Genomic DNA, 12,566 nt, shown 5'->3' on the forward strand with positions numbered 1-12,566 from the left:
GGGGTTGAGCTCGCCTTGGGTGCTAACCCTGCATCGATTGGACTTAAATTTGACTTAGATTGGACTAAAGAGAGCACCGCTATGTCTTTGAATCAAAAACAATGCGTCACCGGTGTGATCCTGGCCGGTGGTCAGGGTCGGCGCATGGGCGGGCATGATAAAGGCTGGGTCGAATTTCAAAATAAACCCTTTATTCAGCATGTCTTGGAACGTTTACGCCCTCAGGTCGATCAACTGATTATCAATGCAAATCGCTCACAAGCGGCTTATCAGGCTCTGGGTGTGCCGGTGGTCGAGGATTTGCAAACGGGGTTTCAAGGGCCTTTGATGGGGATCGCGACGGCACTCAGTGCCGCTGAGCATGAGTGGGTGCTCTGTGTTCCTTGTGATGGTTTGTTTATCCCGCAAGATCTGGTCAGTCGTCTGCTGCAAGCGGCGTTAAATTCCGGTCGCGCTATCGTGGTGGCGGATGACGGTGATCGTTTGCAACCGATGGTGGTGTTGCTCAAGCGCAGCGTGCTGCCCAACTTACTGCAAGCGCTGGAGCAGGGTGAACGTAAACCGGATCGTTGGTATGCCAGCCAGGGTATGGCGCAAGTGAGCTTCAGCGTTGATGAGTTGTATAACTTTAACTACCCTGAACAGCTATTGGACTGAATCCTGCAGAGTTTTTGTCCCTAAAAAGGAGTTTTTTTCCATCCGGCCAGGAATGCTGCTTGCTTAATCAGCCTAACAAAATAAAGAGACGGGCAGTCATGATTCAGTATCCCCGGCCCTTGCTGGGTTTTGCCGCCTGGAGTGGTACCGGTAAAACAACCCTACTCAAGGCACTCTTACCGCGCTTGCAAGCCCGGGGGTTAAGGATTGCCTGTATCAAGCATGCGCATCATGCCTTTGATGTGGATCAGCCGGGAAAAGATAGCTATGAACTGCGCCATGCCGGTGCGAGCCAGATGTTGATTGCCTCGTCGCAGCGTTGGGCGTTAATGACAGAAACTCCTGGGGCCGAGGAACCGCGCTTGCAGACACTTTTGCAGCATTTAGATCCTGATGTGCTGGATCTGGTGTTGGTGGAAGGGTTTAAAGCTGAAGCCTTTGCCAAAATCGAACTGCATCGTCATGCGTTAGGCAAACCCCTACTTTGGCCACAAGACCCCAACATTCGTCTACTGGCTTGTGACCAACCTCAAATCCAGCAGTCCAACTGCCCACTTGAGGTCTTGGACATTAACCAGCTGCAGGCCATTGAGGATTGGGTGCTTGAGTTTGTCCGTCAATTTCCCAGCGGAGTCGATCATGTCGTCAGCTGATGTATCCTGCTTTGATTTTGTCACCCCTTCGGGAAATCGCCCCCTGCGCTTGGAGGAGGGTGTACGTTTGGTGCTGGCAGCAGCGAGCGCGCCAACACCGACGGAACTTGTTGATTTGATGCAAGCCCAGGGTCGTATTCTGGCGGAAACTCAGATCTCTCCAATTGCAGTCCCCCCAGCACGTAATTCCGCGATGGATGGTTATGCCATTCTGTCCACCGATTTAAATCATCTGGAAGCTTGGCAGTTAGTGGGTGAGTCCTTGGCCGGCCATCCTTGGACAGGGCCGTTAAGATCGGGCCAAGCCGTGATGATCACTACGGGGGCTTGCTTGCCGTCCGGCGCGGATACGGTGGTCATGCAAGAGATGTGTGAGCGGGTCGAGGATCAGTTGATCATCCGCTTTCAAGAGTCTGTACAACCGGGGCAACATATCCGTGAGGCCGGTGAGGATATCGCCTTGGGCTCGGCCGTGCTCTACGCCGGTCAGCGTATCGGTCCGGTTGAAGCGGGTTTGCTGGCTTCGATTGGTATTGAAAAGGTTAAGGTGCATCAAGCCTTAAAAGTGGCGCTTTTTTCGACGGGGGATGAGGTGTCTGCTCCGGGTGAACCACTGACAGCCGGTGCGATTTACGATTCCAATCGTTACAGCCTGGCGGCGGTACTGCAGGCGTTGGGGTGTGAGGTGATGGATTTAGGTATCCTGCCCGATCATCCGCAAGCGATACATGCGGCCCTTACTGTGGCGCGCAGCAAAGCCCGCTTAGTGATCACCAGTGGCGGTGTATCGGTGGGAGAGGCCGATCATATCCGCAGTGTTTTGAATCGTCTCGGGCAAACAGGTTTTTGGCAGTTGGCTGTGCGTCCAGGGCGGCCCTTTGCTTTTGGCGATCTGGGGTCAGAACCCGGGCAAGAGCCGTGTTTATTCGCCGCACTACCGGGTAATCCTGTCGCCGCGTTAGTCACCTTTATGTTGATTCTGCAGCCTTTAATTCGGCGTTTGCAGGGTGAGACGGATTGGGTGGGCTTAACTTGGAGTGCTAAGGTCACCGAGCGCATGAAGAGTCGCTTAGGGCGCAGTGATTTTCATCGGGGGATTTACAGCCTGAATGCCGAAGGTGTGCTTGAGGTTCGTAGCACGGGTGCGCAAGGCTCCGGTATTTTGACTTCGATGCATCAAGGTAATTGTTTAATTCGAATTCCCGAGGAAACCGCGAGCTTAGCGCCCGGAGATAAAGCCAGTATTTATCCTTTCAGTGGTTGGTTACCTGGTTATCCGGCTCTGTAAAGTGAGTCAGAAGGCAAAAAAGGTCAGAAGGCAAAAAGAGGTGGCATGACACAATTTACGCATTTAGATGAACGCGGTCAGGCGCATATGGTCGATGTGTCGACCAAACACAACACCTTTCGTGAAGCGAAGGCACAAGCCTGCGTGCGTATGCAAAGTGCCACGCTGCAGGCGATTGCCGAGGATAAGTTGGCCAAGGGTGATGTGCTGGCGACAGCGCGTATTGCCGGTATCCAAGCGGCGAAACGCACACCGGATTTGATTCCTTTGTGCCATCCCTTGTTATTGACCAAGGTCAGTGTTGAGCTGGAGTTGGATTTTACTTTACCGGGTGTGCGCATCTACACCGCTTGCCGTTTATCCGGTCAGACGGGCGTGGAAATGGAAGCACTGACTGCCGCCTCGGTGGCGGCTTTAACCATCTATGATATGTGTAAAGCGATCGATAAACAGATGCAGATCACCGATCTGTGTGTCCTGGCAAAATCGGGCGGTAAATCGGGTGATTGGAGCTTTGATCCTTATGGCACTCAAGCGGCGAGTCTGAGTGCCAATCCTGATCTTGCCCTAGGCATACAACCCTTAACCGCGAGTACGGAAATTGAATCCACTCCCAACTCTGCTGCTGAACTCGAGGTGCGCTTCTTTGCCGGCCTGAGGGAGAGTCTAGAGCGTGATCAGTTAAGTGTATCTCTTACACGCTTGACGAGTCCCAGCGTTGCTGCACTGCTCGATTGGTTAAGTCAGCAGCCCGGCTGGCAAGAAGTCTTTACCGCCAGACGTTTGCTGGTGGCGGTTAATCAGGTGATGGTCGATCTTGAGCATCCTCTGCAAGCAGGGGATGAAGTGGCATTTTTCCCTCCGGTGACGGGAGGTTAATATGTGGCATGTGGCCGTACAGAGAGAAGCCTTTGATCTGAACCAAGAGTCTCAGGCGCTGCGTGCCGGGCGTCGTGACGTCGGTGCAGAGGTCAGCTTCGTTGGTTATGTGCGCGATTTTAATGAACGCCCAGAGGTGCAAGCGCTGACTCTGGAGCATTATCCGGGCATGACCGAACAGCAGCTGCAGATGATTCTGCAGCAGGCCGCCGCGCGCTGGCCACTTTTGGGTGCGCGTCTGATTCATCGTGTCGGGCGTTTAGAGCCTGGAGATGCCATCGTCTTAGTGCTGGTTAGTTCTGCACACCGTCAAGCCGCTTTTTCAGCCTGTGAATTCATTATGGATTATTTAAAAACCCAAGCGCCCTTTTGGAAAAAAGAACATACGGCCACGGGGGATTACTGGGTGAGTGAGCGTGATACGGATCAACAGGCTCAAGCACGTTGGGGGTCTTATAGAGAATCCAATCATGAATAGCTTAAAACACCCTCCGCAGCCCCTGGTGGATCGTTTTGGTCGTCAAGTGCGTTATGTGCGCCTGTCTGTCACGGATCGTTGTGATTTTCGCTGTGTTTACTGCATGAGTGAAAAAATGACCTTCCTGCCACGCGAGGAGGTCTTGTCTCTGGAAGAGCTGGGGCGTATCGCCAGTGTCTTTGTCAGCCTCGGAGTGGAGAAGATACGTTTGACCGGTGGCGAACCCCTAGTGCGGCGTGACCTTCCCGAGCTAGTGGAGTTTATTGGTCAATTGGGGCTAAAAGATTTTGCCATGACCACCAATGGCAGTCAGCTACCACGTTTTGCCAAGACTTTAAAAGCGGCCGGTTTGAAACGCTTAAACATCAGCCTCGATTCCCTCCAAGCCGACAAATTCCAGCGTATTACGCGCAAAGGGGAGCTTGCTCAGGTCTTGGCCGGTATCGAGGCGGCTCAGGTCGCAGGTTTTGAACGCATTAAACTGAATGCTGTGATCATGCGTGGGCGCAATGAAGACGAAGTCTTGGATCTGGTCGAGTTTGTGCGCGATCGCGGTTTAGACATCTCCTTCATAGAGGAGATGCCCTTAGGTGAAGTGTCGGATCATGGCCGTGATGAAACCTTTTGCTCCAGTGATGAGGTGCGTCGGATCATCGAAACACGTTATCCTTTACAGCATGTGCCGACCCAAACAGGAGGGCCGTCACGTTACTATCAGATGCCCGACCATTCGAGCCAGATAGGCTTTATCTCACCCCATAGTCATAATTTTTGCGGCGATTGCAATCGTGTGCGTGTCACCGTTGAAGGGCGTTTATTACTGTGCTTGGGCAATGAGCATGCGGTGGATTTGCGTCCGTATTTGCGCGATTATCCCACCGACAACGAGCCACTGCGCCAGGCGTTGATTGAAGCGATGGATCTCAAGCCTGAGCGCCATCATTTCACGACCGATGGTGAGGTACAGATCCTGCGCTTTATGAATATGACCGGAGGCTGAGCTTCTGTTTATTCAGACTCCAGTTCATTCAGGTTGGGTCGGATGATCTGCCTTAGGATCTAGCCTATGAGCCCCTTCGCCTGGGTTCGCGAGATGTCGGCTTAAGGCGGCGCTCAGGGCTTGGTTTAGGCTTTGTAAAGAGACAGGCTTGGTCAAGTAGCCATCAAATCCTTCTAGCTTTTCCGCATCCTCATGTGTATGCAGCACATTCGCCGTCAGGGCGATAATCGGCAGATGTTGAGTGGGCTGGCCTGGTGCCTGTGCCGCTTCATCGGCACGCAGTTTTGCCACCAGCTCATAACCATCCATCACCGGCATATGCAGATCAGTGAGTAACAAATCATAATTTCCCTGCGCCAGTGCTGCGAGAGCCTGAGCACCATCCTCCACCAGATCAAAGTGATAACCTAAGCGTTTCAGCTGATGTTCAATGACACGTTGATTCACCGGCTCATCTTCCGCCACCAATAAGCGCATTGTCTGCAGATCTTCGGGGCAGAGCGTGGGTGCGGACGGATTTTCCTGCAAAAGCGCCTGAATCTGATCATCCGTCGCCCGGATGAGCGGGAGGCGTACCCGAAACAAAGAGCCGATACGCGGAATGCTGTCAGCGGAAATCTCGCCCTGCATCTGATCCACCAAACGGCGCACAATCGATAAGCCTAAGCCTGTGCCGCCAAAGCGACGTGTGGTCGAGCTTTCGGCTTGTACAAAGGGCTCAAACACCTGCTCCAGTTGCTCCGAGGTCATGCCAATGCCATTGTCTTTCACCAGAATCAACAAGGATTCACGGCCATTGGCTTCACGCTTGAGGGTGACACTCACCTGGCCATCTCCCTCAATCGGGCCACCGGAAAATTTCACGGCGTTGCTGATCAGGTTATAGAGGATCTGGCTTAAGCGGGTTGGGTCGGCTTGAATATAGTCGGGCAGCTCACTGTCTTGATGAAAATGCAGCTGGACACGCCGCTGAGCACAGATCGGTGCGAAGGTTGATTTCAGATGCTCGAGCATGAGTGGCAGGGAGACGGCCTGAATCTCCAGCTCCAGTCGTCCGGCCTCAATTTTTGACACATCGAGGATGTCATCCAGTAAGCGCAACAGATTGCGTGCCGATTGGCGGATGGTGCTGATGAGTGATTTTTGTCGATGGCTCAACTCATCCTGGGCCAGGATCTCGATCAATCCCAGTACACCATTCATAGGGGTGCGAATTTCATGGCTCATGGTGGCAAGAAATGCCGACTTGGCTTGATTGGCCCCTTCTGCCTGCTGTTTCAGCTGGTTTAACTCTTGGATCAGGGTGTTTTGTGCGCTGGATTGATCTGCTAATTGTTGATTGAGCTGGCGCAGTAATGAGGAGTCATCCAAGTTGATCAATAGCTTACGAATGCTGAAAAAGCTGAGAACGCCGATCCCTGAGAGCAAAAGAAAAGCGGCAAGATGTATCCAGAATTTTTCCTGGCGCAGATCCTTTACCAGAGCATACATCTGCTCAACAGGGAAACTGATACTCAGACCGCCACGCACATCGCCCACTTCATAACCGCTATGGCAAGCCAAACAGCCCGGCTCGACCAGTAGCGGTGCCATATAGCGGTAACGATCCCCAACCACTTCAAGGTGATAGGCCAAACCCTGATCGATAAAGCGCCGCAGGACTCTTTCTTCCCAGACATCCGGTCGATTGTTCGGATTCATCACCCGATCACTGGTCAGGCGCAGCTGAACATCTCCTTCTTGCAGAAGCTCGGAGATCTGGCGTGTCATGTAAGCGGGATTAATTTTGGTCAGTGCCAGGCCAGAAGGGGTTTCGATATTCTTTTCCGACGTCACCAGGTAAGGATTTTCCGGTGAGGTTTCGCTGACTGGAACATAAACTGAGCCATGTTCGGCGTTCCAGAAGCGTGTCGTTTGGATTAAATGAAAGATGGTTTCACCACGCTGCTGTGCCATCGCCATGGTCACTCTGTCGAGCATGGCTGAGCGTGTCACATAACTGCTGCCGATCACCAGCATCCAAAATCCGATAATGATCGGAATCAGCCAGTAAGACAGAAACAAAGGCTTTAGACGTTCAATCCAACGATCATTTTTGGGCATGCAAGCTTGGGCTCAAAAGGTCTAGGGGTTACACCAATAATCGTGACCAGAGACTACTTCCCCAGCAGAGGAGGGCGATGAATAAGGCGAAGAGCACCGCTGCAGAACCAAGATCCTTAGCCAGCCCTGCCAGTTCATGGTATTCACGTCCGGCACGATCTACGATCGCTTCTATGGCAGTATTGATCAGCTCCATGATTAACACAAACAAAAGGCTGGAGATGAGGAGCGCCCAGTGCAAAGGGCTGCTGGCCAGCCAGAAGGCGGCAGGCAGTAGCGCCAGAGCGCACCAGGTTTCATAACGAAACGCCGGTTCTGTTTGATAGGCTGTTTTCAAACCCTGCAGTGAATAACGTGTGGCATGGTAAAAGCGAGCCAGACCGCGAGTTTTCAGCGGTGGAATTTGCGCTGCGGATTTGGCTAGCGGTTCGGAGGCGGGTGTGTGTGCCGCTTTCCGTGAAGAGGGCGTTGTGTTCATGATTGCGGCTCCAAGCGGCGATCAAACAAAGCACGCCATTCGGCCGGTAGCGCTTCATAACGCACCACATCACCGTTATTGAGTTTCGCGCTCATCCGCTCAAAATCGATCTCGAGCATGGACTTGTCCGGAAAGACGAGGGCAGCACGTGGATCGTTATGTAGGGTTTTCATCATGGCCGTGGCAATACGCAAGCGCTCTGCAGGGATGGGCTGCAGCAAACTCAGGCCATCGATTTCCAACACCGGCTCCACCGCCATTAACTCCAAAAGCGTGGCAAAAATATCCACTTGTGAAACCGGCGCATCGAGTTGCTGAGCAATCAGTGCCTGGGCACCCTCAGGTGGGAAGACCAGTAAAGCGTTATGAATCACCTCATCATTAAAATCGCCATGAAACATACCGCCCTTGCCCGTGACATGTTCACCGTGATCAGAGGAGTAAAAGATCCAAGCATCGGGGTCTTGGCGACGAATATGGCGCACTAACTGGCTGAGATAAAGGTCACTATACCAAACGGTATTGTCATAGGCGTTGATGCTGTTGGGGTTCTCTTCCGGCAAAAATTGTTTCAACTCCTGAGGAACCTGTCGGCTAAAGGGCGTATGGCTACCACTCATTTGCGTGACTAAAAGATAGGGAGCCTCTAAGGGCTCGGTGCGATCGATAAAAGGCAGAATGCCATTGTGTAGAACCCGATGATCATCCGCCCCAATCGACACACTGACATCGGCACTAAAATCCACACCCTGTTCAAAATGATCCAGATCTTGATCGACAAAGAGCTTATCGATATCGCGCCATTGAAAATCCTGAGCGGTGATCAACGCCGTTTGATAACCCGCGCTCTTGGCATAATTAAACAGAGTAGGCACGGAATAGATAACGCCATGCGGATCGATACCCTGAAGCCCGGTTAACATATAGGGTACAGAGGTCAGCGTACGTGGACTCACACTCAAGGCATTGCGTAGCGCAAAGACTTCACCCGCTGCCGCCATCGCCGAGAGCTGGGGCGTCGTATCGCGCGCATACCCATAGATGCCCATATGACCAATATTTAAAGATTCACCGATCACAAAGACGAGGTTAGGCTTATGCGGATCTGGCGCTTGGCGAGGGAGTGTGGGTTTGGTGGGATAGTCCCCGCGGTTGTGCTGAAATTCAACGGCGGCAATCAGCGTACCGGAGTAGGCAATGGGCGCCATCTGGAAATGCGCGCTGCCATACCAGTTCAGGGTGACCAGTAGAAACAGCAAACCCCCGAGTGTGCCTTTGCTCCAGCGTAACCAACGTCGACCTGGGCGCTCGATCTGCATGGCTAGCCAAAACACCAAGGTCGCAAAGAGTGCGAGCAGAACAGGGCGCAGCTTTTCGCCATGCTGCCACCACAGCTCAACACTCATCCAAGGGTCGGCGGCAAAAAAGCGGAAGTCAAACAGCGTAATGAATTTGCGATAAATGCCAAAGTAAGCACTTTGTGCAAAATAGGCCGTTGCGATTAAGACAAGAAGGAAAGCCGCCAACCCCCGCCAGCGCTGCCAATAACCGCGCAGGTTGTAGAGCAACACCCAAGTCACTAGAGCGCTGATCAGGAAGTTGACCCAAAAGCGCTTGCCCTGTGCCTGCTCAAGAAACCAGCTCAGATCACGGACCCAGAAAAGATCGGCCACAATCAGGCTCAGCCAGAGTAGAACCAGGGTTCGAACGGGAGCTTGTTGACTCAAGTGTCTTAAAAAGTACCACGGCCGTGTCATGGATCAGCTACCTGTGAGTTGACCAAAAATATGAAAACCCCCGACATAGGTGCCAATCGCGGAACCGAGGGTCGCCAAAATAAACACCAATAGAGTGCGAGACACCCGATTCCGCCACCAGCCTTTGAGTGCCGTAACATCCTTGCGCAGATGTGCAAAATCCCCAACGGTGGGTTTACGCATTGCAATCTCAATGGCGGCCGCGACCATGCCGGCTCCGATCGTGGGATTCAACGAGGTAAAAGGCGCCGCAATAAAGGTGCCGGCGATGGTCACCGGATGCGCGGTCGCAATCAGCGTTCCCAGCGCGGCCAAACCGCCATTAATGAGAATCCAATCCAACACCAGCTGCCAACCCAGATCGGTATTACGGCTAAAGCCTATGGCAAATCCGGTCAACACCAGCAGCATGATGATCCAGGGCAGAGCTTTCAGCCAGCGGCTTCCTTGCGGGACTTGATTGAGAATATCCAGTTGCGGTTGCGGATTTTCTGGAATGTGGCCATGCAGGTTGTCGCTGATCCCTTTTAAGTGGCCCGCACCGATCACCACCAGCACACGCTTGTAGCGACTGTCGCCATTTTCCTGGGCTAAGCGCAGCGCCATATAATGATCACGCTCGGTGATTAAGGCTTGATATAGATGCTCTGAGCTTTCGGCAAATTCGGCAAAGGTCGACTCCAGCACATCGCCTTGCTTGAGGCGCTCGATTTCCTGTGCCGAAACCTTCTCTTGTGTGACCAAACTGCCGATCAAGCCGCTGATCAGATTCATGCGTTGCCACCAAGGCACACTGCGATAAACACGTTTAAGCGTGGTGCCGATATCACGGTCAATCACCAAGAGCGGAAGCTGAGCAGCTTGAGCTTCTTCGATCGCCGCTTGCATCTCTGCGCCCGGTGCAATACCAGACTCTTCGGCCACACGCTGCTGAAACGCACCCAAGGCTAGGTTCGCCGCGACCATGCCCGCTTTACCTTGGCGTATCACCTGGAACAGATCTAAGCGCGCTAAAGCATCGGGATCTTGCAGACTTTGCAAACGGCCCGGGCAGAGCTCGATGGCGACGGCATCAAACTCTCCAGAACGAATCAGCTCGCGCACTTCATCGGCACTGGCTTTGGAAACATGAGCGGTGCCCAAAAGCGTATAAAGAGTGTCGTACTTTTGCAGTTCAAGACGAGGACCGGTGGTAGCAATCTCGGAATTCAAAGCGCAGCTTCCTGTAGGGCAGGCGAAAATAAGAAAGCCACCATTCTACTCATAGCGGCTTTCCTGGTGTAGGGCTTTGCTCAGACTTTTGGTTGGTCGAGGTAGGTAGTATCTTGCAAAAGATGCTGGAAAGCCCGCTCACACAGATCTTGCTCGGTAGCGTTTAAGCGGCTTTGCTTGATCTGATGATGCAGGGCTTGGAGCAACGCATCGGCATTATAGTTCACCGCACTGAGTACACCTGCCACTGTATCGCCGCGTTGCATCTGCGCTAAATAGGCTTCACCCTGGGCGTTAAACTCAACATTCACGGCATCTGTATCACCAAAGAGATTGTGCAGATCCCCTAAAATCTCTTGATAGGCACCGACCATGAAAAAGCCCAATAAGGCATTTGCCGAATCTAGGGGAGGGCAAGGCAAGGTGCTTTCAATTCCTTCTCCGTCCACATAATGATCGATACGTCCATCAGAATCACAGGTCAGATCACGCAGAACCACACGGCGACTCGGTGCTTGCTGCAGGTGCCGTAAAGGTAAGATAGGGAAGACCTGATCGATCCCCCAGGCATCAGGCAGAGATTGAAAGAGTGAGAAGTTCACAAACACCTTGTCGGCCATCTGTTCATTCAGTTCATCGAGAATCTGCCTTTGGGGTGTGCGTGCTGGATTCAGTGTCTTCATGAGATGCAAACTGGTGGCACGTAACAGCTGTTCGCCCTGGGCTCTTTCGGCTAAGGACAGATGGCCGTGAGTAAAGACTTGATTCAAATCTTGATTAAACGTCACCCAATCGTGGTAAACCTCGCTCAAGCTACGCTCTCGACCCACGGCATCCTGGTAATTTTGCCAAATACGATTCAACAGCGGGTGGCTCTGAGCGTCGGGTGGCACCAGGCTATGCACCTGCTGGCGTTCCACGCCGATCACATTGGTCATCAATACCGCATGGTGCGCCGTTACCGCACGCCCCGATTCACTGAAGAGTTGGGGGGAGGGTAAATCATGCTCTAGCGCGACCTGGTGAAAGGCTTGTACCACACGTTTGGCGTATTCATCCAGGGTGTAATTGACGGAGCAGGGGTTACGTGAGGCGGTACCCTCATAATCAACCCCCAAGCCGCCGCCGACATCCGCCACCTCAATCGGCATACCGAGTAAGCGCAGTTGAGCATAAAAGCAGGCAGCTTCACGCAAACCCACTTGAATATCTTGGATGTTGGCGATCTGGCTACCGAGATGGAAGTGTAAAAGTTGAAAGGCTTGGCTCTGTCCGGCCTCTTGCAAAATTTCAACGGTTTTTAGTATCTCACTGGCTGAGAGGCCGAATTTGGACTTGGCACCGCCGCTGTCCTGCCAATGCCCTTTCCCCACGCTGGCAAGACGCGCACGCACCCCAATGCGAGGTTGCACCTTTAAGGCTTTGGCTTGACGCAGCACTTCGCCCAGCTCACTGGATTTTTCCAACACGATATAGACGCGATGGCCTAAGCGCTCCCCCATCAAGGCCAGCTGAATATATTCCGCATCCTTGTAACCGTTGCACACAATCACCGATTGTCCGGGGGTGGAAAGCGCCAGGACGGCGAGAAGTTCGGGTTTGCTCCCAGCTTCCAATCCGGTTAAGCCATTCAACACCTGACGCTGGCCTTGCATAATCGCGTGAACGACTTCGCGTTGCTGATTGACCTTGATCGGATAGATGGAGGTGAAGGGTGCAGAATAGTTTTCCTGAGCAATCGCGCGCTGAAAGCTGTGCACCAAAGCCGCCACACGATGTTTTAATATGTGTGGAAAGCGCAGTAAAAGTGGCAGTTCTAAACCTTGGTTTTGGATAAGCGGGAGCAGCTCAGCAAAGCTGGTGATCGCTTGCGAATGTGGATCACGTATCGTCACATCGCCCGCAGCATTGATGCCAAAGTATCCGGCACCCCAGCGCGGCACATTATATAGATCCAGGCTGTCTTGAATGCTCCACTGACTCATGGACGTGATCTCCTTGCTGATCCTTTAGTTGATTATAGGTTAGCCCATTTCCATGACAGGTGTTGCCGCCGCTAGC

At 52.9% G+C, this 12,566-nt stretch carries 11 protein-coding genes; 6 read left to right on the forward strand and 5 right to left on the reverse strand.

The features are described 5' to 3' along the window. Positions 1 to 81 precede the first annotated feature (81 nt). The 6 genes from mobA to moaA all read left to right on the forward strand — a co-directional run bounded on the left by mobA (position 82) and on the right by moaA (position 4,955). Positions 82 to 657: a molybdenum cofactor guanylyltransferase MobA gene (gene mobA / locus E1H14_RS06580; RefSeq protein WP_160142033.1), complete on the forward strand. Its 576-nt coding sequence runs from the start codon at positions 82 to 84 to the stop codon at positions 655 to 657. Between the two features lie 98 nt (positions 658 to 755). Continuing rightward, positions 756 to 1,310, forward strand: coding sequence for a molybdopterin-guanine dinucleotide biosynthesis protein B (gene mobB, locus E1H14_RS06585; protein WP_149390661.1), 555 nt, complete (start codon positions 756 to 758; stop codon positions 1,308 to 1,310). Continuing rightward, entirely contained in the window at positions 1,297 to 2,598 is a 1,302-nt protein-coding gene (gene moeA, locus E1H14_RS06590) for a molybdopterin molybdotransferase MoeA (RefSeq protein WP_149390662.1), read from the forward strand. The genes mobB and moeA overlap by 14 nt, the downstream gene beginning before the upstream one ends. Before the next feature lie 45 nt (positions 2,599 to 2,643). Then, positions 2,644 to 3,477, forward strand: a complete 834-nt coding sequence (moaC, locus tag E1H14_RS06595) for a cyclic pyranopterin monophosphate synthase MoaC (RefSeq protein ID WP_149390663.1) — start codon at positions 2,644 to 2,646, stop codon at positions 3,475 to 3,477. A 1-nt stretch (position 3,478) separates the two neighbouring features. Beyond that, positions 3,479 to 3,955 (forward strand): molybdopterin synthase catalytic subunit MoaE, encoded by a 477-nt coding sequence (moaE, locus tag E1H14_RS06600; RefSeq protein ID WP_149390664.1) that lies wholly within the window; start codon positions 3,479 to 3,481, stop codon positions 3,953 to 3,955. After that, entirely contained in the window at positions 3,948 to 4,955 is a 1,008-nt protein-coding gene (gene moaA / locus E1H14_RS06605) for a GTP 3',8-cyclase MoaA (protein ID WP_149390665.1), read from the forward strand. Before moaE ends, moaA begins: the two co-directional genes overlap by 8 nt. A gap of 24 nt (positions 4,956 to 4,979) precedes the next feature. On the opposite strand, the gene E1H14_RS06610 is transcribed toward moaA, so the two are convergent. The 5 genes from E1H14_RS06610 to speA all read right to left on the reverse strand — a co-directional run bounded on the left by E1H14_RS06610 (position 4,980) and on the right by speA (position 12,490). Beyond that, complete coding sequence (locus E1H14_RS06610) at positions 4,980 to 7,058, reverse strand: ATP-binding protein (protein WP_149390666.1); 2,079 nt, start codon at positions 7,056 to 7,058, stop codon at positions 4,980 to 4,982. Positions 7,059 to 7,086: 28 nt separating this feature from the next. Then, the gene (locus E1H14_RS06615) at positions 7,087 to 7,536 is read right to left on the reverse strand and encodes a diacylglycerol kinase (RefSeq protein WP_149390667.1); all 450 of its coding nucleotides are present in this window, start codon (positions 7,534 to 7,536) and stop codon (positions 7,087 to 7,089) included. Next, positions 7,533 to 9,293: a phosphoethanolamine transferase gene (locus E1H14_RS06620; RefSeq protein ID WP_149390668.1), complete on the reverse strand. Its 1,761-nt coding sequence runs from the start codon at positions 9,291 to 9,293 to the stop codon at positions 7,533 to 7,535. Before E1H14_RS06620 ends, E1H14_RS06615 begins: the two co-directional genes overlap by 4 nt. 3 nt (positions 9,294 to 9,296) lie before the next feature. After that, positions 9,297 to 10,505: a TraB/GumN family protein gene (locus tag E1H14_RS06625; RefSeq protein WP_235017406.1), complete on the reverse strand. Its 1,209-nt coding sequence runs from the start codon at positions 10,503 to 10,505 to the stop codon at positions 9,297 to 9,299. An 80-nt stretch (positions 10,506 to 10,585) separates the two neighbouring features. Further along, complete coding sequence (speA, locus tag E1H14_RS06630; protein WP_149390670.1) at positions 10,586 to 12,490, reverse strand: biosynthetic arginine decarboxylase; 1,905 nt, start codon at positions 12,488 to 12,490, stop codon at positions 10,586 to 10,588. Positions 12,491 to 12,566: the final 76 nt, after the last annotated feature.

This window comes from Nitrincola tapanii (assembly GCF_008368715.1).
Classification (GTDB): Bacteria; Pseudomonadota; Gammaproteobacteria; order Pseudomonadales; family Balneatricaceae; genus Nitrincola; species Nitrincola tapanii.

Coding starts and splice junctions, on each gene's coding strand:
- mobA (WP_160142033.1), top strand. CDS start 82: ATGTCTTTGAATCAAAAACAATGCGTCACCGGTGTGATCCTGGCCGGT.
- mobB (WP_149390661.1), top strand. CDS start 756: ATGATTCAGTATCCCCGGCCCTTGCTGGGTTTTGCCGCCTGGAGTGGT.
- moeA (WP_149390662.1), top strand. CDS start 1,297: ATGTCGTCAGCTGATGTATCCTGCTTTGATTTTGTCACCCCTTCGGGA.
- moaC (WP_149390663.1), top strand. CDS start 2,644: ATGACACAATTTACGCATTTAGATGAACGCGGTCAGGCGCATATGGTC.
- moaE (WP_149390664.1), top strand. CDS start 3,479: ATGTGGCATGTGGCCGTACAGAGAGAAGCCTTTGATCTGAACCAAGAG.
- moaA (WP_149390665.1), top strand. CDS start 3,948: ATGAATAGCTTAAAACACCCTCCGCAGCCCCTGGTGGATCGTTTTGGT.
- E1H14_RS06610 (WP_149390666.1), bottom strand. CDS start 7,058: ATGCCCAAAAATGATCGTTGGATTGAACGTCTAAAGCCTTTGTTTCTG.
- E1H14_RS06615 (WP_149390667.1), bottom strand. CDS start 7,536: ATGAACACAACGCCCTCTTCACGGAAAGCGGCACACACACCCGCCTCC.
- E1H14_RS06620 (WP_149390668.1), bottom strand. CDS start 9,293: ATGACACGGCCGTGGTACTTTTTAAGACACTTGAGTCAACAAGCTCCC.
- speA (WP_149390670.1), bottom strand. CDS start 12,490: ATGAGTCAGTGGAGCATTCAAGACAGCCTGGATCTATATAATGTGCCG.